Source organism: Rhodococcus sp. 15-2388-1-1a, assembly GCF_002259145.1.
In the GTDB taxonomy this organism is placed as follows: Bacteria; Actinomycetota; Actinomycetes; order Mycobacteriales; family Mycobacteriaceae; genus Rhodococcoides.
In genome coordinates, this window is record NZ_NPFP01000040.1 from 13,650 (window position 1) to 33,428 (window position 19,779).

Here is a 19,779-nt window from a genome sequence, read left to right on the forward strand (position 1 = left end):
CCTGCTGCTGACCGTAGGCCTGACTGCGGGCTGTAGCAGTCCAGCCTCGACGTCTCCCGATGGACCTCCCGGAGTGAACGTCAACGGCGTGGGAGAGGTCCAGGGCGCACCGGATACGTTGACGACCCAGATCGGGGTTCAGGCCACGGCCGAGGACGTCACCGCCGCCATCGAACAGGCGAACGCGGCCGTCAGCGAGGTCACGGACGCCGTGATCGCAGCCGGCGTCGCTCGCGAGGACATCCAGACCCAACAGGTGTCGATCGATCCGCAGTACTCGGGCGCACTGCCGGGCGGCACCTCCGACATCTCCGGATACCAGGCCACCAACACCCTGCAGGTCACGGTTCGGGACCTGTCGAAGGCCTCCGCAGTGTTGGGCGACGCCACAACGGCCGGCGGAAACGCGACCCGCATCTCCGGGGTCTCCTTCAAGATCGACGACGATTCCGAGCTGATCTCCGATGCCCGGTCCAGGGCGTTCGCCGACGCCCGCGATCGCGCCGAGCAGTACGCGACGCTCGCAGGGGGAGAACTCGGCGACGTTCTGTCGATCACGGAGTCGATCACCGGCCAGGAGCAGCCGAGGTCGTTCGCCGATTCCGCCAGTTCGTTCGACACGGCAGTGCCCATCGAGCCGGGACAACAGACCGTCAGCGTGTCCGTGTCGGTGAAGTGGGCGTTGAACTAGCGGAGTGAGTTGCTGCCGCTGCAACGGTTGCTCCACTGAAGAGGTTGCAGACGGGGATTCGCCGACTCACGTCCCGGAGTGGAGCAAAAGTTGCAAGACCACCACGCAGGGGCTCAGCCCGCCTGCGGGGGCGGAAGCCGGTAATCAACGGGCGTCACCGAGAAGTCCACAGGATTACGGACGCCGTCGGCCACTGAACCCGGAACCTGAACTCGCGGTTCGAGACCGAGTGATTCCGCGAACGCGAACGCCTCCTCGATGGAATTGACCGGCCCCGCGGGGACGTTGCGGGCCATCAGATCTCGATACCATTCGTCGGCCGTACGTGATCGCAAAGCCGAGTTCAGGATGTCGACCAACTGATCTCGATGTTCGACGCGCAGAGAGTTGGACGAGAACCGCTCGTCCAAAGCCAACTTCGGAATTCCCAGCACGTCGGTCAGCGCGGAGAATTGCCGGTCGTTGCCCACGGCCAATGCCAACGGACGATCGGCAGTCTCGAACACCTCGTACGGCACCAATGAGGGATGCTTGTTGCCCATCGGGACCGGCACGACGCCAGCCCCGAGATAGGCCGACGACTGATTGCTCAACGCGGACAGCACCGATGCCATCAGTGAGGTGTGTACCTGTTGGCCTGCACCGGTGTTCGACCGATGATGCAGTGCCGCAAGGATTCCGCTGAGCGCGTGCAGTCCGGTGACGATGTCGACCATCGCCACTCCCACCTTGGTGGGCGTCTGGGCGTCGGCCCCGGTGACGCTCATCAGCCCGCCGACGGCTTGGACCACCAGATCGTAACCGGGGAGCGCGGCTCCGCCACCGGTGCCGAATCCGGTGATGGAACAGTAGATCAGACCGGGATTGCTCTGCGAGAGCGTCGAGTACCCCAGGCCGAGGCGGTCCATCGCGCCGGCTCGGAAGTTCTCGATCAGAATGTCTGCACCCGAGACGATCTCGAGCGCCTCGGCTACGCCGCTCTCGGACTGCAGGTCGATGAACCGAGACGTCTTGTTGCGATTGACCGAGTTGAAATATGTTGCGGTGCCTGCGGAATCGTACGGTGGCCCCCACGATCGGGTGTCGTCACCGGTTTGGGGCCTTTCGATCTTGACGACCTCGGCGCCCATGTCGCCGAGCATCATCGTCGCGTACGGGCCGGCGAGCACACGAGAGAAGTCCGCGACGACGAGGCCTGCGAGTGGACCGGTGGCATGCGTCATCGGTCCACTGTATTTGCGCGACAGGCTGCAGTTCAGTTCAGGTCGGGAACGAACGCTCCGAGGACGGCGACCATCGTCTCCACGATGAGTTCGATGGGTGGGCGGGGCGGAACGGTGCGGGACCAGTCGGAGACGATCTCGGTGAGGGCACCGAGGAATGCTGTTGCGGCCAAACGGTATCCGCCGGGCGGAACGAAGTCGGACCCGATTTCGGCGCGCAGGGTGGCCTCGAAGAACTCCACCCACTGTGCACGACGGCGCGTCCGGTGCTGTTCGACGGCATCGCTGACACCCAGCATTTCCAGATACGAGATCCGCGCGCGGCGCGGATCACCCCCGATCGATCCCACCAAGGCCGTCATCGCAGCGGCGACGAGCGCGCGGCGATCTCGGTCGACGTGACCGTCGAGTGCGGCGACGACCGCAGCCAGCGCGTCGTCTTGGATCAGGTCGTACACATCCACGAGCAGCGCCTCACGGTTGGCGAACTCGGCGTAGAACTGACTGCGCGCCAGACCGGCTGCCGCGCAGATATCCGCTACCGAGGTGGCTGCGTAGCCGCGTACCCCGATGACCTCGATCCCGGCGTGCAAGAACCGTGCGCGGCGATCGGCTCTTCGCGCGGCAGACGATTGTCCGGCGTACATGCGGCCCTGATCGTCGGCGACAGTCACCGGCGGAGTCTACCGCCGGTGACGCCGTCGCCTTCCGTGCGCCGATCGGTTCCCTCACGCCCCGATCGGCTTACCGAACAGTCCGGCGATTATCTCGCCTACAGCGTCGACGAAGAGCGGGTGTGCACTCGTGTCGAGCGCCATCGAACCGACGTCGTTCGTTCGGCAACCGGGTTCCACCGGAACACCGGCAAAGCGATCGCGCATCCACAACACCGCGCTCGGAAAGGCGATCAATTCCAGGGTGATGTGCTCACTGAAATGGTCGCGGGTGTACGTGATATCGGCGCCCGGACGGCTGCAATACGAATCGACCATCGCGTTGACCGGCCCGACCGGCACCAGCCAGTCCGGGTTGGAGTGGTAGACGTAGAGCGGCATGTTCGGAGTGGTGTCGCCGAGCCGCATCGCGGACAGCGCCTTCTTCACCACTGGTTGTTGGATCGGGTCGCCCTCGGTGTGCAGAAAGCCCTTCAGATTGACGAACGGCAGCAGCGCCGAGCTGTAACCGACGCAGAGATTGTCCTTGGCCGCGAACAACGCCCGGCCGAGCGGATCGATGTGTTCGTCGATGAAATCGGCCAACTCGGGATCTTCACGACTGGCACCGATGATTCCGGCAGCGACGATTCCCGAGCCGAGTGTGTTGTTGGCGTTGTCCACCAAAGCCCCGAGTTCAGCGGGGGTTCCGCCCTCGGTGACTCCGACGATGTCGAGCTCAGGGGCGTAGCGTTGGGCCAGTTCGGCTGCGTGTCCGGTCGCTATCGCGCCACCGGAGTAGCCGCTCATCCCCACCTTGGTGGCCTCCCCGGCCAACTGCATGGGCGCGAAGTTCTCGGCGGCTCGGATTCCGTCGAGGGTGATCCGCCCGGCGACCGGCCCTGCGGCGAACGAGTTGTTCGGACCTTGATGATCGGGTACCGATACCGCCCAGCCCTGCGCCAACGCTGCTTGCACCTCGAGGAATTGAGCACCCGACGTCACCGCGCCTGTGACCGGCCAGGGAATCGCACCCGCACGCATCGCATACGAGGGCGCGCAGTAGGCGGCGAGAGAATCCTCGGCCAACTGAATGGAGATCAATGGCCGCGATGCCGCGGGGACGCCACGTGGCTTGATGACCGTGGTCACCGCTGCGATCGGCTCGTCGCGACCGTTGTTGGACCGGAAAGACAACTGCCACGCGTCGACCTGCGTGGGGATGACGTTGAGAGTGGCCAGTTCGACCGGCCGTGCCGCGATGATCTGGCCCGGCGCGGTCGCGGCCACCACGTCGGCGGGCGGAAGGTAGAAGTCGGTGTCGAATTCCGGGATCTTCGGCCACGTGAACGGTGCCAGAGACGGCTGGATTTCCACATCAGGCGAATCGGGTGCAGCAGCAGCGGGCGTCGCCATGGCGGCGAAAGCCGCTGCGGCGGTCATCACGCTGATCGCTGTACGCAGCGTCCAAGATCGGGCAGAAGACACGGGTGTACTCCTTCGCGCCGGAGGACGGGATTCACAGGAGGCGCGCCCGGCGACGGTTCGTACAGCGCATCCAACGCATCTTGGACACCGATGTCCGAGATGGTGTTCAGAACTGTAGAGCGAAGTGGCGTGGATAACAATCCCCGAATCGAAAAAGATTCAGAAGTGAGCCGATTCCAGCTTCAACCGATCGCCTCCCCTGGTCAGGCGACCGCGAACGACCGCTTCGCCAAGCCGAACTGGAAGCCGGTGATGGCTGTGGTCACCGGCGCTTCCGGGTTCTCCGCGGCACCGAGCGTGACGAACAGCGGCGTGAAGTGTTCGACGGTCGGGTGCGCATACGGCATTCCCGGTGCAGCGCTCCGGAAGTCCGCAAGTGTGTTGACGTCACCACGCGCCAACGCGTCGGCCGCCCAGAGATCGAAGTCCTCCGACCACGTCGGCACCGTGTTGGTGACGAAGTTCTCGCGCGAGAGGAACGGCAGTCCGTGCGTCATGAAACCCGAACCGATGACCAGCACTCCCTCGGCTCGAAGTTCTTTCAGCGCAGCGCCTATCGCCATCAGCCGGTCGGGAGCATGCGTCGGCAGGCTCAACTGCAGAACGGGGACGTCGGCATACGGGTACATCACCTTGAGCGGAACCCAGGCACCGTGATCGAGTCCCCGAGAGGTGTGTCGGTGCAGATTCTCCGTCGCCGGGATTGCCGCGGCCACCCGTGCGGCCAGCACCTCTGCGGCGGGCGTCCGGTATTCCATCGAGAAGTAGCGCTGGGCGAATCCGCCGAAGTCGTAGACCAGCGGGGTCGCAGCCGCCGACGCGGACAGGCTCAGCGGGGCCTCCTCCCAGTGCGCGCTGACGATGAGGATCGCCTTCGGCTTGGGCATCGACTGCGACCACGTGAAGAGTTCGTTCATCCAGAGGGCGTCGTCGAAGACCGGCGGTGCGCCGTGGCTGATGTACAGGGCGGGCATCGGCCCGTCGCTCGGGGTCCACATCTGCTGTGACCGGCTCGCGGGTGCGGTATCGGCGAGAAATGCGTCGAACGCTGCTCCCGCGACGGGCGGGTTGATCACAGATGTCATGGCGGGTCCTTCGAGTGTTTACTTGAAGCTTCAAGTTACCACTCGAGTCGATTCATGACAACGCCACCTCGCGGGTAGACCTCGATCACCGGTGACCTCAGCGTCCACTATTCGTGCCTGGAAACCTTTTCCCGTTTGTGGGAGCAAATTGTGGACACTCACGTCAGTGCCGTGAGGCGTCGACGCGCCGTATCGATGATTCGGTCCACCACGTCTGCGAGGTTGCTACCGCTACACCCAGCGTCCCGAGATCATCGGGCAACAGACCAAATGGTATGTAAACCCCTCGGGGCCTAGGCTCGGCTGCATGCCGGACGCCGTCTATCGCGCACCCATGCCGGGCGGCGTCGAGCGTGCCCTCACCTATGGTCTCTGCGGAATGACGGCCGACGACGAACGCTCACTACGACGCGTCGACCGCTTCGAGCAGGTACCCGACGGATCGTGGATCTGGACGCGAACCGAGCGTGGGGAGTACTTTCTCGGCCGCATCTCCGGCCCTATGCGGGAAGATCACAGCGCCGACGCGGTGGCGTCGAACATGATCTTCGTGCGGGACTGCGAGTGGACGAGCGAACCCGTTCCCGAGCGCGAGGTTCCCGCGGCGACACTGCAGACCTTCGCGCGCGGTGGCCGCAATTTTCAGCAGACCCACGACCCGCGGGTCGGTGCGGAGTCGGCTAGCGTGTGGCGAGCGCGAGGTCGTTGACCTGGGGATCTAACTGCACGACGGAGTAGCCCTGAATCTCGAACTTGTTCTCGCCCTCGGGCGGTCCGAGGACGGCACGGACGATCAGCGTTGCGGCGGCAGCGACGAGTGCGATCACGATGACCACTGCTGCCACGATCAGCAGAGTCCGTGGGCCACCGAACAGGTTCTTCGAGCTCATGGGTCCATCATGGCCCCTGCGGGATGAGACACGAATCGCGCGTGCGGAAATAATAAAGGTGTTGATCAGATGAGTTCATGGCTACAGTGAATCTGTGACCGATTCACCCGAGCCCGATTTCTGGTCGTTCATCGAGACCGCCAACACCACGCTGGCCCGGGACTACGGGTTCGAGCATCAGCTGGCGACCGAGGTACTACTGACCCTCAACCGGGCGTCGAACATCGTCACCTACGACCTCGAAGCGACGGTCCATCGCCCGCGAGGCTGGTCGTGGTCGTCGTTCCGGCTGATGTTCGTCACGTGGTTGTCGGGCCCGATCGAGCCCAAGCGGGCGGCCGAGCTGACGGGTATGAGCCGCGCGGCCGTATCCAACCTGTCCAAGACCCTCATCGCCGGCGGACTGCTCGCCAGCACTCCCGACGAGAAGGACGGGCGTTCGGTGCGCCTCGCCCTCACCGCCCAGGGGCACGACGAGATGGTCGAGGCGTTTGCCGAACAGAACGAACGAGAGAACGCGTGGGCCAGCGCGCTCACCGAACCCGAGCAGCGGATCCTGGTGATGCTGTTGACCAAACTCATCACCCACCGCAGCCAATTCGACGTCCGGGGACGCAACTGAGGGTTGCGTAGATCACGTAAAAATAGTTAATGTGTTTACTACAAGCGGTGAAGACAACACAGGAGCGATGACGTGGCCTATTACCGGCAGCTCGGATCGGTACCGCCGAAGCGGCACACCCAGCACCGAACTCCCGACGGCAACCTCTACTACGAGGAGCTGATGGGCGAAGAGGGCTTCTCGTCGGACTCGTCTCTGCTGTACCACCGCCACATACCGTCGGCCATCGTCGATGCCACGGTCTGGGAGCTCCCCGATCAATCGACGACGCCCAACCACCCACTCGTGCCGCGGCACCTGAAGTTGCACGAGCTGTTTCCAGAATCCGCCGTGGCGGACACCGACGCCGTCAACGGCCGGCGACTCGTCCTCGGCAACGCCGACGTCAGGCTGTCCTACGTCGTCGCATCGAAAACATCACCGCTGTATCGCAATTCGATCGGTGACGAGATGGTCTACATCGAATCCGGTTCTGCCACCGTCGAAACGGTGTTCGGCGCTCTCCAGGCGCAACAGGGCGACTACGTGCTCATTCCGCGCGCGACGACGCACCGTTGGATTCCCGACGGTCCACTTCGCGCATATGCCATCGAAGCCAACAGTCATATTGCGCCACCGAAGCGGTTCCTGTCGAAGTACGGCCAGCTGCTCGAGAACGCTCCCTACTGCGAACGCGATCTGCACGGCCCGACCGAGCCCCTCCTCGGCGAAGGCACCGACGTGGAAGTGCTTGTGAAACATCGTGGTTCGACGGGCATCGTCGGAACCCGATACGTCTACCCCAACCACCCGTTCGACGTGGTGGGGTGGGACGGTTGCCTGTATCCGTACACGTTCAACATCTCCGACTACGAGCCGATCACCGGCCGGGTGCATCAACCACCGCCTGCGCATCAGGCATTCGAGGGGGCCAATTTCGTGATCTGCAATTTCGTGCCGCGCAAGGTCGACTACCACCCACTGGCCATCCCGGTGCCGTACTACCACTCCAACGTCGACTCCGACGAGATCATGTTCTACGTCGGCGGCGACTACGAGGCCCGCAAGGGCTCCGGCATCGGGCAAGGCTCGATCTCGGTACATCCTGGCGGTCACGCTCACGGACCGCAACCCGGTGCCTACGAACGCAGTATCGGTGCCGAGTTCTTCGACGAACTGGCCGTCATGGTCGATACGTTCCGCCCCCTCGAACTCGGCGAGGGTGCGCTCGCGTGCGAGGACACCGGGTACGCCTGGACCTGGGCCGGCCGGGGACCGAACCGATGATCCCGAAGTTCTTCCATCGCCTGTGCGACGACGCCGCCGCCTTCCCTCCCGGGAACGCGCCTCTCGATGTTGCTGTGGCACAACACCTCGAATACCGGGCCAGTGCGTTCGCAGACCTCGTCGGCCCGTTGGTCGTTCCGATGGACCGGGTGAACGAGCTCGACCTGGGCGCTCGAATGGAGGTGGCGTTGACCGCACCCGCCGGGCCGGGCAGCGTGGAGGCAGGCCTGCGGGCCGCCGACCGCACGGCCGGCGTGACGGTCGTGTCCATCGAAGTGGCCATGCCCCACGGCACCGACATCGATGTGCTGCGCGGCATCACTCAAGACATCGACATCTATGTCGAAATTCCCCGAGACTTCCGAAAAGACGACATCTTCGACGCCGTCGACGAGTTCGGGTACCGCGCCAAATTCAGGACCGGCGGCGTCACGGCCGACCAATATCCGGACGAACACGAGCTGGCCGCGTCCATCCACCGGGCGGCCCAGCGCGAGGTCCACTTCAAAGCCACCGCGGGTCTGCACCGTGCCGCCCGTAACACCGATCCCCACAACGGATTCGAGCAACACGGTTTCCTCAACGTGATCCTCGCCGCGCAGGCCGCACACAGCGGCGCTCGCGTAGGTGAGCTCGAGAAGATACTGGCGATTCGAGATGCAGACGTCCTCGCCGGGCTCGTCGCCGGGATCGAGGGACAGCGCGCCTTTGCCTCCTTCGGCACCTGCAGCATTCGTGAACCCCTGGACGATCTCGTCCGCCTCGGACTCGTCCCACCTCAGTGAACCCCATACCCGTACATCAGGAGCGCCGCTCATGACGCACATCGACATCCCCGCCGATTCCGAGTTCGGAATCGACAACCTTCCGTACGGCATTGTCAGCACTCCGGGCACGGACGCTCATGTCGGAGTCCGATACGGCGACAACGTCATCGATCTGTCTGCAGCGCTGGGTGATCCAGAATTCTCTTTGCCGAGCCTCAATGAGTTCATGGCTCGCGGACGCAATCGGTGGGTCGAGGTCCGCAAAGCCGTCACCGACATGATCGTCAGCGGTACGACCCCCGCGGAAGCAATCGTGTCCGTTGCCGATGTGACGATGCACCTGCCGTTCGAGGTGGCCGACTACGTCGACTTCTACGCCTCCGAGCATCACGCGTCCAATCTCGGCCGGCTCTTCCGGCCCGATGCCGAACCGCTGCTACCGAATTGGAAGCACCTACCCGTCGCGTATCACGGTCGGACCGGCACGGTTGTCGTCTCCGGCACCGACATCAAGAGGCCTTCCGGACAACGCAAGGCACCCGACGAGGCGTCGCCCACCTTCGGGCCGAGTCGGCGACTGGACATCGAAGCCGAGATGGGCTTCGTCGTCGGCGTACCGTCCGACGGTCCCATCTCGCCGGATCGGTTCTCCGAGCACGTGTTCGGTGCAGTCATCGTCAACGACTGGTCGGCTCGCGACATTCAGGCCTGGGAGTACGTGCCACTCGGGCCCAACCTCGGTAAGAGTTTCGCGACGTCCATCTCGCCCTGGGTGGTGCCCTTGCTCGCATTGGAGCACGCGCGAACCTCGACGCCGGTGCAAGACCCCGAGCCGCTCGAGTACCTCCGCGAATCCCGTTCCTGGGCTCTCGATATCGACCTGACGGTCTCGTGGAACGGTCAGGTCGTATCCCGTCCGCCGTACAGTGCGATGTACTGGTCGCCGGCTCAGATGCTCGCGCACGAGACCGTCAACGGTGCGACATCGCGAACCGGCGATCTGTTCGCGTCGGGCACCATCTCGGGACCGGAGAAGAATCAGCGCGGCGCTTTCATCGAACTGACCTGGGGCGGAAAAGAACCGGTGTCACTCGGCGCGGAGACTCGCACCTTCCTCGAGGACGGCGACGAGGTCGTCATCGCTGCGAGTGCTCCAGGGGAGAACGGTGCCCGAATCGGATTCGGTGACGTTCGAGGTCGGATCGTGTCGGCCTGACAGGAGTCGAGGGAAGTACCACAGATTCTGAAGTAGCGGTAGGCCCCCGCGGTGGATTTTTTCTCCGCCAGCCGTGGCCCTCGGGTGGATGCCTGCGTCTGCCGAACCCCGGAAACTTGCTTGTGTCGCGAGGTAATCGAACACCGCAAGAAACCCGGGAGTGCAGTGAACGTCATGGTCCGAAATACGTTGAGCCGACGAACCTTGTTGGTGGGGTTGGCGTCTGCGCCGATTGCCCTGTCGGCGGGATGCGCTGCGAGTAGGTCTACTCCGGGGTCCGCCCCGTCCGGTGTCGAGGCCGCGACGTCCGATGGCGGCCGCCGGCCACTACCGGTGCCGCCCCTGCTGGACTCCACCGTCGACGCCGCCGGTGTCCGCCACTTCACGCTCACCGCACAGGCCGGCAGCACCGAGATGTTGCCGGGTGTGCAGACCCCGACATGGGGTTTCGACGGTTCGATCCTGGGGCCGACCATCCGGACCCGGCGCGGCGAAACCGTCGCGTTCAGCATCGACAACGCCCTGCCGGAGGACACCACCGTGCACTGGCACGGTGTGCACGTCCCGGCGCGATACGACGGCGGACCCCACCAGACGATCACACCGGGTGGACGCTGGGAGCCGACGTGGACTGTGAACCAGCCGGCGGCGACGCTGTGGTACCACCCCCACCCGCACGGTGCCACCGAGAAACATGCGTACCGGGGACTGGCCGGTATCTTCCTGGTCGACGACGAGGACGCCGACTCTCTCGATCTGCCGAAAACCTATGGTGTGGATGACTTCCCATTGATCATCCAGGATCGCCGGTTCACTGCAGACGGTGCTCTCGACGAGTCCGACCCGACCGATGCAGGCCTCCTCGGCGACACGATCATCACGAATGGAATCGCCGGCGCGCACTTGCAGGTGAGCACCGAACTGGTGCGACTGCGAATCCTCAACGGTTCCGGAGGGCGAATGTACAACCTCGGATTCGCCGACGACCGCGATTTCACGATGGTGGCCAGCGACGGTGGACTGCTCAGCGAGCCGCTCCCGCTGAGCCGCATCACCCTCAGCCCCGGAGAACGAGTCGAGATCGTGGTGGCGGCGGGCGGTAGTTCTCCGATGATGCTGCGCGCGTTCCCGTTCGACGATCAGCCAGAAATCGACCGCGACATCGCATCCGACTACGGACTGACCGATTCCTTCGACGTGCTCGAGCTCCGACCGGTCCCCAACCCCGAACGATCCCGGGCGTTGCCGGCTGTGCTCGCCGACATCCCCCGCCTCGAACCGGCCACCGCAGTCGCCGAGCGTAGATTCGAACTGCAGTGGTTCATGATCAACGGCGAGCAGATGGACATGAATCGCGTCGATTTCACCTCGGCCGTCGACACCACCGAGGTGTGGACGATCCACAACGCGGACAACTGGCCGCACAACTTCCACGTGCACGATGTCCAGTTTCAGCTCCTCGACATCAACGGTGCGAAGCCTCTGCCTGCGCTGGCGGGGTGGAAGGACACTGTCTACGTTCCTCCCGGCACCACGATCCGGTTGATACTGCGGTTCACCGAGTACACGGACCCGACGTTTTCTTACATGTTCCACTGCCATCTGATGAGGCACGAGGATCAGGGCATGATGGGCCAATTCCTGGTCCTCGGACCGAACCAGACTGCAACCCCGATGCAGATGCCTGCAGACACACCCATGCAGCACGGCGGCCATTGAGCGCCGTCGACCGATCGTGCACTGTCGATGTCAACCGCGCCGATAGGCCCACACTGCCAGTCGTACTCTGTTGTTGCACTCGGTCTTTGCCATCAGATTCGCCACGTGTGTCTTGACCGTCGAGACTCCCAGATGCAAGCAGTCCGCGATCTCCTGATTTCCCAAGCCCTCACTGAGAAGCCTGAGAACCTCGATCTCCCGCGGGCTGAGCTCGACGTTCTCGGTGCGCTCGACAGCACGCCCCTCCTCGACTGCCCGGTTCACGAGCCTTCGCAACAGATATGGGGAGAACGGGAGTTCGCCGTCGGCGACGCGACGGATGGCGTCCAACAGTTCGGCCGGTTCGGTGTCCTTGACGAGAAATCCTGCTGCTCCGGCCGCAAGAGCCGGGTAGAGGTGGTCGTCGTCGTCGAAAGTGGTGAGCACCAGCACCTTCGGTGCCGAGCCGGAACCCAGGATATGTCTGGTGGCCTCGATTCCGTCGAGGCCCGGCATCCTCAGATCCATCAGGATGACATCCGGTGACATTTCGGCGGTCAGACGAATCGCCTCCGCACCGTTGGCACCTTCGCCGACGACATCGATGTCCTCGGTCGACTCACAGAGCATCCGCAGCCCGGCCCGGACCAGGCGCTGGTCGTCGACGATGAGTAGGCGGATCATCGTCCACGCTCCGCATCGGAGAAGGTGAGCGTGGCACGGACGGACCAGCTCCCGTCCTCGGCACCGACCGCGAGCGTGCCCCCGGCGAGCGCGACACGCTCGGCCATGCCGGTCAATCCGTGCCCGGCAGGGTCGACGGCCCCGGCAGGGTCGTCGAGACGGCTGACTACGGACGCGATCACGCCATCGTGCTCGCGGACGACCGAGACAGTCACGGGTTGATCAGGATCCGCGTGCTTCATGACATTGGTCAACGACTCCTGGACGACCCGGAGCAGGGTGAGCCTTCCGATCGTGTCCAGCTCGCCGAGGTCTGTATCCACCTCGGCGTCGACGGTGATCCCCGTGGCGCGGGTGCGCTCGATTGCTGCAGCGATCTCGGTGGATACAGCATCGGCCTCCACCGACGCGACCTCTCCGGGCGAGGGATCCCGAAGCGCTACGAGAAGTCTGCGGATGTCGTCCAGCGCACCCGACGCGGTGGCGTGGACGTCGTCGAGCACACTTCGAACGCGCGGGTCGGCCTCGGCCACAACATGCTGTGCGACACCGATCCGCAACACGATCGATGCCATGTGATGGGCCACCAGATCGTGCAACTCCCGGGCCAACGCGGCGCGCTCGGCCAGGCGGGCCCGCGCCGAATCCTCCAGCCTTCGCATGTCGGCGTCGGCGGCTCGCGCCCGATACGTGGCGGCCAAGCGGCGCTGAGCCCGCAAATACAGCCCGAACAACAACGGCAAGCCGACAACGGCAAGAGTTTCGACCGCAGTGGCAGGACGCCAGAAGGTCGAGGACTCACCTGCGGCAATCCCCGACAGAACCGCGACCGTCCACCACACGCTGGCCACGACCACCGGCGCGGATCGTGTCGAACGCATCGCCACCTCGGCCAGACCGGCCGCGCCGAGATAGGGAACCAGCTCCGACAATCCCCACGCGTGAGCGAGAAACATCGGCACCGCCAGCGCTGACAGCGCGAGCGAGACCGGTAGCGGCCACCGGCCGCCCAACAGAAAGACGACCGCAGCGGCCAGCGCCGCTGACCAGTACCAGAGCGGCACCTGGTACTGGTCAGGAAAGTTGCTGGCCAGCAGCAGCAACGGCACCAACGCCAACGGCACCCAGCGCACGAACGGCAGCAAGTTGCGGCGCGGGGACATCTCGATCACCCCTTCGGTCGGCGAGGACGAGCCGAACTCAATGTTGCCCATGCCGGATCAACCCCTTGGACGCTGCAGCTGCCACGGCAGAGGTTCGTGAATCCACGCCCAGCTTCGTGTAGATATGGGCCAGATGGGACTTGACGGTCGCCTGGCTCAGGAACAGCCTTTGACTGACCTGCACGTTCGAGTGGCCGTCTGCCACCAATTGCAGTACTTCGATCTCACGCAATGTCAATGTGCTGCCGGGTGTCCGCATCCGGTCCATCAGTCGAGATGCGACCGCGGGCGCGAGCGCCGACCCTCCCGCTGCTGCAGTGCGCACAGCTGCACAAAGATCATCAGGCGGTGCGTCTTTGAGCAAGTAGCCCACCGCGCCGGCTTCGATAGCGGCGAGGATGTCGGCGTCGGTGTCGTAAGTCGTCAGTACCAGTACGTGCGGTGCGCCGGGAGAGGCGGCAATGGCGGCAATAGCGTCGACGCCGTGCATACCGGGCCCGAACTGCAGGTCCATCAGAACCACGTCGATCTCGAGTTCGGCGGAGAGTTCGATCGCCTGCTCGGCCGTCGTCGCCTCGGCGATGATCACGAAGTCCGACTCGGTCTCGAGCACCGCACGCAACCCTGCGCGCACTATCGGATGGTCGTCGGCCATCAGTAGACGGATCATGTTCGCACCTCCAACGGCACAGTGACGGCGACGGCAGTGCCCTGGCCCGGTCTCGACTCCACCACCAGGGTGCCCTGCAGCGAGCGAGCACGTGACCTCATCCCCGATAGTCCGAATCCGCGATCCCCAGCGCTGATGGTGTCGGGATCGAAGCCGACACCGTCGTCGACGACATCGAGCGCCACCTCGGTGTCCATGAAGCTCAGAGTTACTGTCACCCGGGTCGCGTCGGCGTGCTGCGTGGCGTTCGCCAGAGCAGACTGAGCGATGCGCAGCAGCGCGACCTCATGTGCTGTGTGGAGGGATACCGGAACACCCGACAACTGCCAGTCGACCGGTAGCCCTGCAGCTGCAGAGGTGCCAGCACACAATCGTTCCAACGCCGAAGGCAGCGAGCCGTTCTCGAGATCCGGCGGGGTCAGCGCACGAACGAAGCGTCGAGCCTCCTCGAGGTTGCTCGACGCCGTTTCTCGGGCGTGTACAACATGCCTGTTCGCCTCGTCCGGCCGTTCGGGGAGTAGACGTTCGGCCGCGCGGAGCAGCAAGTGGATACTCGACAGCCCCTGAGCCAGGGTGTCGTGGATTTCACGGGCCAGCCGTTCACGTTCGGCGAGAACCCCGGCTTCGTGCTCCGCTGCTGCCAGCTCTCCGCGCGCGGCGGTCAGCTCCTCGATGAGCGTGCGCCGCTGTTCGCTCTCGCGGTAGAGCGCTTCGTAGCCGAGAACGACCGCGATCGCGACTGCGGCACCGAGCGAGGGCCCGACTACTGCCCCGACCTCGAAACCTCCTCGATGCCAGCAGAATCCAGCGATCGCCGTGAGGGTGGTCCACACAACCGCCGTCAGGCCCCACGTCGTCGGCAGGAGATGGAGCTGAAGAAAGAACAACGGGAACGCGAGGTAGACGGCTTCGGGGCTCACCACGAGCAATGCCGTCCACACCATCCCGACCGCCAGTAGCCATCCCGCGGCAGTTGCACCGGAGTGACGCACTCTCGGCCAGGTAGCCCCCACCGCGTACACCACGCCCAGGGCGATCGCGAGCACGATGACCGCAGTCAGGTGCGGTACGCGCTCCTGGACCGCACGTACTACCGACAGCGTGAGCAGTGCCGCCAGCATCAGATGTAAGCACCCGCGGAGGATGCGCATGACAGGGGTGAGCGACGACGGATCCATAACGACGTCCAGGTTATGCGGTTCGCACCCGACCGACATCGGCCAAAAGGTGTAGCGGACGGTGATCCTTCCGACTCGCGAACTGCACTCTCCCGGTCGATGCAAGCGAGCCCAGGCTGGGGCGAGAGTTGAACACAGTTGCCGGATACCTGATTCGGTCGTCCGCAGAGAAAGGCAGAAAACGTGTTCGTCGCCTGGAGAGACCTACGATTCGCCACGGGGCGGTTCGCCCTGATGGGAACCGTCATCGTCCTGATCACGATGTTGGTCGGTCTGTTGTCCGGACTCACTGCGGGCTTGGGCAGAGAAAGCACATCGGCGGTCACCGATCTGCCGGCTGACCATCTGACGTTCTCGGCACCGACGGAACGCAACTCGGTGTCGTTCACCGACAGCACCGTCACCGAATCCACCTGGCAGCAGTGGGCAGCAGTGGATGGGGTGCAGCGAGCGGAACCGCTCGGCATCACGACCACCAAAGCCGAGGCCGGCTCACGCAGCGCCTCGATCTCTGCGTTCGGCGTGCAGCCGGGCTCGACTCTGGCACCGAAATCGGACCTGATCCGCACCGGCAGCGCAGTGCTGTCCACGTCGGCCGCAGAGGAACTGGACGTCGGAATCGGCGAGGACTTCGTGCTCGGTGGACAGCGGCTGACGGTCGCTGCTCTCGACGGCGACGCCTCCTACAGCCACACCCCGGTGATCTTCATGGATTTGGGGGCCTGGCAGACATTGTCCGGTGGAGCCCCCGCAGGCCCACTGCGCGCGACCGTGGTCGGATTGAGTACCGACACCGATGTCGACCTCGCTGCGGCCGACGAACGGATCGGAACACACACGGTGCCCACCGCGGACGCCAAGTCCGCCGTCGGCTCCTACAGCTCGGAAAACGGTTCGCTGCAACTGATGCGCGCGTTCCTGTTCGCGATCTCCGCACTTGTCATCGGGGCGTTCTTCACCGTGTGGACCATCCAACGCAGTGGGGACATCGCAGTTCTCAAGGCTCTCGGAGCATCTACCGCATACCTGCTCCGAGATGCCCTCGGTCAGGCCGTCGTGCTGCTGACCGCCGGCACCGTCGTCGGGACGGGTCTGGCCGCAGGAGTGGGCGCACTCGTCGGCGGCACTGTGCCGTTCGTCCTGGACCCCGGCACCGTGGTGCTACCCGCGCTGATCATCGTCGCCCTCGGCGCAGTCGGCGCGGCTCTGTCCATCAATCGAATTACCTCCGTTGACCCCCTCACTGCACTCGGGAGCGCACGATGAGCCTGCATCTGACCGGTATCACTCTCACCTACCCCGACGGCGACGCCCGGCTCACTGCGTTGGACGGCGTCGATCTGCACGTCGAGAAAGGCACGATGACCGCCGTCATCGGCCCGTCCGGCTCCGGCAAGTCCAGCTTGCTCGCTGTGGCGGCCACACTGATCACCCCTGACAGCGGTCGCGTCGTGATCGACGGAACACCCACTGCCGACATGACCCGTAAAGAGTTGACGACTTTGCGGCGCAACAAGATCGGGACTGTATTTCAACAGCCTAATCTCTTGCCGTCGTTGACCGCCGTGGAGCAACTCCAGGTCATCGCCCACCTCGGTGGTCACTCCCCCCGCGGTGCCGAAATATCCGCACTCACGCTCCTCGACGCTGTCGGCCTCGGCGAGCACGCGCACAAGAGGCCGCATCAACTCTCCGGTGGGCAACGACAGCGGGTCAATATCGCCCGAGCCTTGATGAGCAACCCTGCAGTACTACTGGTCGACGAGCCCACAAGCGCACTCGATCACGAGCGAGGAGCAGCGATTCTCGATTTGATCGCCACCTTGACCCGTACCAACGGCACCGCGACCGTTGTGGTCACCCATGACCGCGCACATCTGTCCGACATGGACGAAGTAGTCGAAATCGTGGATGGGCGGCTGCTCGCCGACGCTCCGTCCAATTGAAGTGGCGAGCCGAAGGACCCTGCCCGCCAACCTCACTCACGAGTGGGCCGGTAGGCAGGGGCCTTCGGCGTTCGATCGGGTTCTGCCGTGTTCAGCAACGGCATCGCTCGGAACTCGACCAGTTCCGACAGCACGACCACACTGGTCGACCGCGCAATCGTGCGAGATTGGTTGAGTACGATCAGAGTTCGCTGCAGATCGTCATGTGAGGCAGCCGCGACCCGGCACAGTACATCACCGGCACCGGTGGTCGCGAAGGCCTCCAGCACGCCGGGTATCTGCTCCAGAACTGCGATGACGTCGCCGAGTGCGCCTTGGGCGATCTCCAACGTGACGAACGCCTGCACCCCGTAACCTGCTGCGGCCAAACCGATCCTCGGCTGATAACCGGTGATGACGCCGCTGTCCTCCAGGCGCTGCAGACGGGCCGACACCGTCGCACGTGCAACACCGAGCGTTCGCGACAGCTCGAGCACGCCGATTCTCGAATTGTCATACAGCGCAGCGAGCATCGCTCGGTCCAACTCGTCCAAAGCGTATTCCACCATGCACCTCCCGTTTGCTATACGAATCGTATAGCAACTCCCCCCTTTAACTGCTCTATCTGTACATCACATACAGGCGGAAGACTGTCGATTGACACCCCCACACCTCAATGTTGGGCTGATCGGAACAGTTCGCCCTCACTCGGATCCAACGGGAGACTTCATGAGCCTCGACAGCATTCTCAACGACGACGAAAGATTGGCCGATCTCGACGCCGATCAGCTTCGACAGCTCGTCGGACTCGTGGAATACGACGACAAGCGAGATCCCTTCCCGGTCAGTGGCTGGGACGCCATCGTGTGGGTCGTCGGCAATGCGACGCAGACCGCGCACTTCTTCCAGTCCGCGTTCGGCATGGAGCTCGTTGCCTACTCGGGCCCGACAACGGGCCAACGTGACCACCACGCGTACGTACTCAAGTCGGGCGCAGTGCGCTTCGTCATCAAGGGAGCCGTCGACCCCGACAGCGAACTGGTGGCACACCATACGCGCCACGGCGACGGCGTCATCGACATCTCGCTGGCCGTACCGGATGTGGATCGATGCATCGAACATGCGCGGGCCCAGGGCGCGCGAGTACTGCAAGAGCCGACCGACATCTCCGACGAGCACGGCACAGTCCGCACCGCGGCCATCGCGACCTACGGCGACACCCGGCACACGTTGGTCGACCGCTCCCGCTACACCGGCACCTACCTCCCCGGCTACGTAACGCGGACGTCGACGTTGCAGCGACCGGAAGGCGCTCCCAAGCGCATCTTCCAGGCTCTCGATCACGTGGTCGGCAATGTCGAGCTCGGCAAGATGGACGAGTGGGTCGACTTCTACCACCGCGTCATGGGTTTCACGAACATGGCCGAGTTCGTCGGGGCCGATATCGCCACCGATTACTCCGCCTTGATGAGCAAGGTCGTCTCCAACGGCAACCACCGAGTGAAGTTCCCGCTGAACGAGCCGGCCATCGCCAAGAAGCGCTCACAGATCGACGAGTACCTGGATTTCTACCGCGGCCCGGGCGCACAGCATCTGGCGCTGGCGACCAACGACATTCTGTCTTCGGTCGATGCGCTCCGCGCGGCGGGCGTCGAATTTCTCGCCACTCCTGATTCGTACTACGAGGATCCCGCACTGCGAGCCCGTATCGGTAACGTCCGAGTGCCGATCGAAGAGTTGCAGAAGCGCGGGATTCTGGTCGACCGAGACGAGGACGGCTACCTGCTGCAGATCTTCACCAAGCCGCTGGTCGATCGCCCGACGGTGTTCTTCGAGCTCATCGAACGCCACGGCTCGCTCGGCTTCGGCATCGGCAACTTCAAGGCACTGTTCGAGGCCATCGAACGTGAGCAGGACGCTCGCGGCAACTTCTGACTCGAGATCTGTTCGACGCCGCCCACTGTCAGCGTTCGGTGGGCGGCGCAGTTCGTCCCAGACCACCTCGGTCCTCGTCGAAGATCAACCACGTGCGCGTCGCCCGGACGCCGTCGAGCGACTGCAGGCCCTCCAGCACCACTTGCCGCAAACTCTCGTTGTCGGGAGTCCTGATGAGTACCAGCACGTCGAAATCGCCACCGAGCAAACTGAAGTGGTCTACGAACTCCATCGACCGCAAACCCTCGGACACACTGCGCCACGAATCCTGACGGATGGACAACGCGATGAACGCGGAGGTCCCTAGCCCGGACGCCCCGTGATCGACCTGAACGGTGAATCGCTCGATGACACCGGAATCCTTCAGTCGGTCGACGCGCGTATAGGTATGTGCACGAGAGAGATTCAACCGATCGGCCAGCACCCGCATCGAGACCCGTCCATCCGAGGTCAGCTCGGCGAGGATGCGACGATCCGTGTCGTCCAATTCCACACGTCTCGAGACGTCGTCCATTCGTCCGCTCCTACCTGGTGGTTCATTGAGCCGATCGGACACATTTCATGTCTGAGCCGAAATCGGCAGCCATATGTCTGCAATTCTACGACGATCAGACTTCTTCCTCAC

21 protein-coding genes are annotated in these 19,779 nt (G+C 64.0%); 10 read left to right on the plus strand and 11 right to left on the minus strand.

Going from position 1 to position 19,779, the window contains the following annotated elements:
* Positions 1 to 73: 73 nt before the first annotated feature.
* A complete protein-coding gene (locus CH302_RS22475) occupies positions 74 to 691 on the plus strand; it encodes an SIMPL domain-containing protein (protein ID WP_082323533.1) in 618 nt (205 codons plus the stop codon).
* Positions 692 to 804: 113 nt separating this feature from the next.
* On the opposite strand, the gene CH302_RS22480 is transcribed toward CH302_RS22475, so the two are convergent.
* From CH302_RS22480 to CH302_RS22495, 4 genes are all read right to left on the minus strand, one after another.
* Positions 805 to 1,914, minus strand: a complete 1,110-nt coding sequence (locus tag CH302_RS22480) for a CaiB/BaiF CoA transferase family protein (protein ID WP_037187623.1) — start codon at positions 1,912 to 1,914, stop codon at positions 805 to 807.
* 32 nt (positions 1,915 to 1,946) lie between these two features.
* On the minus strand, positions 1,947 to 2,588 hold the full coding sequence (locus CH302_RS22485; protein ID WP_037187621.1) for a TetR/AcrR family transcriptional regulator: 642 nt from the start codon (positions 2,586 to 2,588) through the stop codon (positions 1,947 to 1,949).
* A 54-nt stretch (positions 2,589 to 2,642) separates the two neighbouring features.
* Positions 2,643 to 4,055: a lipase family protein gene (locus CH302_RS22490; RefSeq protein WP_441347079.1), complete on the minus strand. Its 1,413-nt coding sequence runs from the start codon at positions 4,053 to 4,055 to the stop codon at positions 2,643 to 2,645.
* Positions 4,056 to 4,258: 203 nt separating this feature from the next.
* Positions 4,259 to 5,140, minus strand: a complete 882-nt coding sequence (locus CH302_RS22495; protein WP_037187617.1) for a dioxygenase family protein — start codon at positions 5,138 to 5,140, stop codon at positions 4,259 to 4,261.
* 307 nt (positions 5,141 to 5,447) lie between these two features.
* Between CH302_RS22495 and CH302_RS22500 the strand changes: the two genes are divergently transcribed.
* Entirely contained in the window at positions 5,448 to 5,849 is a 402-nt protein-coding gene (locus tag CH302_RS22500; protein WP_037187615.1) for a hypothetical protein, read from the plus strand.
* Here the strand turns inward: CH302_RS22500 and CH302_RS22505 are convergent.
* Positions 5,821 to 6,030 carry a hypothetical protein gene (locus tag CH302_RS22505; protein ID WP_037187613.1) on the minus strand — a complete coding sequence of 70 codons (210 nt, stop codon included), beginning with the start codon at positions 6,028 to 6,030 and terminating at the stop codon, positions 5,821 to 5,823. The genes CH302_RS22500 and CH302_RS22505 overlap by 29 nt on opposite strands.
* Positions 6,031 to 6,124: 94 nt before the next feature.
* Between CH302_RS22505 and CH302_RS22510 the strand changes: the two genes are divergently transcribed.
* The 5 genes from CH302_RS22510 (at position 6,125) to CH302_RS22530 (ending at position 11,620) form a co-directional block, all read left to right on the plus strand.
* The gene (locus tag CH302_RS22510) at positions 6,125 to 6,652 is read left to right on the plus strand and encodes a MarR family winged helix-turn-helix transcriptional regulator (RefSeq protein ID WP_037187611.1); all 528 of its coding nucleotides are present in this window, start codon (positions 6,125 to 6,127) and stop codon (positions 6,650 to 6,652) included.
* A gap of 72 nt (positions 6,653 to 6,724) precedes the next feature.
* Positions 6,725 to 7,918, plus strand: coding sequence for a homogentisate 1,2-dioxygenase (locus tag CH302_RS22515; protein WP_037187609.1), 1,194 nt, complete (start codon positions 6,725 to 6,727; stop codon positions 7,916 to 7,918).
* Positions 7,915 to 8,703: a hypothetical protein gene (locus CH302_RS22520; RefSeq protein ID WP_037187607.1), complete on the plus strand. Its 789-nt coding sequence runs from the start codon at positions 7,915 to 7,917 to the stop codon at positions 8,701 to 8,703. Before CH302_RS22515 ends, CH302_RS22520 begins: the two co-directional genes overlap by 4 nt.
* A gap of 31 nt (positions 8,704 to 8,734) precedes the next feature.
* Complete coding sequence (fahA, locus tag CH302_RS22525) at positions 8,735 to 9,901, plus strand: fumarylacetoacetase (protein WP_037187605.1); 1,167 nt, start codon at positions 8,735 to 8,737, stop codon at positions 9,899 to 9,901.
* A gap of 174 nt (positions 9,902 to 10,075) precedes the next feature.
* Positions 10,076 to 11,620: a multicopper oxidase family protein gene (locus CH302_RS22530; RefSeq protein WP_037188833.1), complete on the plus strand. Its 1,545-nt coding sequence runs from the start codon at positions 10,076 to 10,078 to the stop codon at positions 11,618 to 11,620.
* 30 nt (positions 11,621 to 11,650) lie between these two features.
* Here the strand turns inward: CH302_RS22530 and CH302_RS22535 are convergent, their stop codons facing one another.
* Genes CH302_RS22535 through CH302_RS22550 form a run of 4 tightly spaced genes read right to left on the minus strand, consistent with a single transcriptional unit; the run spans position 11,651 to position 15,294 of the window.
* Complete coding sequence (locus tag CH302_RS22535; RefSeq protein WP_037187602.1) at positions 11,651 to 12,283, minus strand: response regulator; 633 nt, start codon at positions 12,281 to 12,283, stop codon at positions 11,651 to 11,653.
* The gene (locus CH302_RS22540) at positions 12,280 to 13,497 is read right to left on the minus strand and encodes a sensor histidine kinase (RefSeq protein ID WP_230596144.1); all 1,218 of its coding nucleotides are present in this window, start codon (positions 13,495 to 13,497) and stop codon (positions 12,280 to 12,282) included. Before CH302_RS22540 ends, CH302_RS22535 begins: the two co-directional genes overlap by 4 nt.
* A complete protein-coding gene (locus CH302_RS22545) occupies positions 13,484 to 14,116 on the minus strand; it encodes a response regulator (RefSeq protein ID WP_037187600.1) in 633 nt (210 codons plus the stop codon). The genes CH302_RS22540 and CH302_RS22545 overlap by 14 nt, the downstream gene beginning before the upstream one ends.
* Positions 14,113 to 15,294, minus strand: a complete 1,182-nt coding sequence (locus CH302_RS22550; protein ID WP_037187598.1) for a sensor histidine kinase — start codon at positions 15,292 to 15,294, stop codon at positions 14,113 to 14,115. Before CH302_RS22550 ends, CH302_RS22545 begins: the two co-directional genes overlap by 4 nt.
* Positions 15,295 to 15,528: 234 nt before the next feature.
* Here CH302_RS22550 and CH302_RS22555 point away from each other — a divergent pair, with 234 nt between their 5' ends.
* Positions 15,529 to 16,560, plus strand: coding sequence for an ABC transporter permease (locus CH302_RS22555; protein WP_217903129.1), 1,032 nt, complete (start codon positions 15,529 to 15,531; stop codon positions 16,558 to 16,560).
* Positions 16,557 to 17,240, plus strand: coding sequence for an ABC transporter ATP-binding protein (locus tag CH302_RS22560; protein WP_037187594.1), 684 nt, complete (start codon positions 16,557 to 16,559; stop codon positions 17,238 to 17,240). Before CH302_RS22555 ends, CH302_RS22560 begins: the two co-directional genes overlap by 4 nt.
* Positions 17,241 to 17,272: 32 nt before the next feature.
* On the opposite strand, the gene CH302_RS22565 is transcribed toward CH302_RS22560, so the two are convergent.
* Positions 17,273 to 17,788 (minus strand): Lrp/AsnC family transcriptional regulator, encoded by a 516-nt coding sequence (locus CH302_RS22565; RefSeq protein WP_037187592.1) that lies wholly within the window; start codon positions 17,786 to 17,788, stop codon positions 17,273 to 17,275.
* Positions 17,789 to 17,948: 160 nt separating this feature from the next.
* Here CH302_RS22565 and hppD point away from each other — a divergent pair, with 160 nt between their 5' ends.
* On the plus strand, positions 17,949 to 19,154 hold the full coding sequence (hppD, locus tag CH302_RS22570) for a 4-hydroxyphenylpyruvate dioxygenase (RefSeq protein ID WP_037187590.1): 1,206 nt from the start codon (positions 17,949 to 17,951) through the stop codon (positions 19,152 to 19,154).
* Between the two features lie 28 nt (positions 19,155 to 19,182).
* On the opposite strand, the gene CH302_RS22575 is transcribed toward hppD, so the two are convergent.
* Positions 19,183 to 19,668 (minus strand): Lrp/AsnC family transcriptional regulator, encoded by a 486-nt coding sequence (locus CH302_RS22575; protein ID WP_037187587.1) that lies wholly within the window; start codon positions 19,666 to 19,668, stop codon positions 19,183 to 19,185.
* Positions 19,669 to 19,779: the final 111 nt, after the last annotated feature.

What these genes read in the sequence shown, in the direction of transcription:
- CH302_RS22480 (WP_037187623.1), bottom strand. Translation starts at nt 1,914, where the DNA reads ATGACGCATGCCACCGGTCCACTCGCAGGCCTCGTCGTCGCGGACTTC.
- CH302_RS22495 (WP_037187617.1), bottom strand. Translation starts at nt 5,140, where the DNA reads ATGACATCTGTGATCAACCCGCCCGTCGCGGGAGCAGCGTTCGACGCA.
- CH302_RS22500 (WP_037187615.1), top strand. Translation starts at nt 5,448, where the DNA reads ATGCCGGACGCCGTCTATCGCGCACCCATGCCGGGCGGCGTCGAGCGT.
- CH302_RS22505 (WP_037187613.1), bottom strand. Translation starts at nt 6,030, where the DNA reads ATGAGCTCGAAGAACCTGTTCGGTGGCCCACGGACTCTGCTGATCGTG.
- CH302_RS22520 (WP_037187607.1), top strand. Translation starts at nt 7,915, where the DNA reads ATGATCCCGAAGTTCTTCCATCGCCTGTGCGACGACGCCGCCGCCTTC.
- fahA (WP_037187605.1), top strand. Translation starts at nt 8,735, where the DNA reads ATGACGCACATCGACATCCCCGCCGATTCCGAGTTCGGAATCGACAAC.
- CH302_RS22530 (WP_037188833.1), top strand. Translation starts at nt 10,076, where the DNA reads ATGGTCCGAAATACGTTGAGCCGACGAACCTTGTTGGTGGGGTTGGCG.
- CH302_RS22535 (WP_037187602.1), bottom strand. Translation starts at nt 12,283, where the DNA reads ATGATCCGCCTACTCATCGTCGACGACCAGCGCCTGGTCCGGGCCGGG.
- CH302_RS22540 (WP_230596144.1), bottom strand. Translation starts at nt 13,497, where the DNA reads ATGGGCAACATTGAGTTCGGCTCGTCCTCGCCGACCGAAGGGGTGATC.
- CH302_RS22545 (WP_037187600.1), bottom strand. Translation starts at nt 14,116, where the DNA reads ATGATCCGTCTACTGATGGCCGACGACCATCCGATAGTGCGCGCAGGG.
- CH302_RS22550 (WP_037187598.1), bottom strand. Translation starts at nt 15,294, where the DNA reads ATGGATCCGTCGTCGCTCACCCCTGTCATGCGCATCCTCCGCGGGTGC.
- CH302_RS22555 (WP_217903129.1), top strand. Translation starts at nt 15,529, where the DNA reads ATGGGAACCGTCATCGTCCTGATCACGATGTTGGTCGGTCTGTTGTCC.
- CH302_RS22560 (WP_037187594.1), top strand. Translation starts at nt 16,557, where the DNA reads ATGAGCCTGCATCTGACCGGTATCACTCTCACCTACCCCGACGGCGAC.
- CH302_RS22565 (WP_037187592.1), bottom strand. Translation starts at nt 17,788, where the DNA reads ATGGTGGAATACGCTTTGGACGAGTTGGACCGAGCGATGCTCGCTGCG.
- hppD (WP_037187590.1), top strand. Translation starts at nt 17,949, where the DNA reads ATGAGCCTCGACAGCATTCTCAACGACGACGAAAGATTGGCCGATCTC.
- CH302_RS22575 (WP_037187587.1), bottom strand. Translation starts at nt 19,668, where the DNA reads ATGGACGACGTCTCGAGACGTGTGGAATTGGACGACACGGATCGTCGC.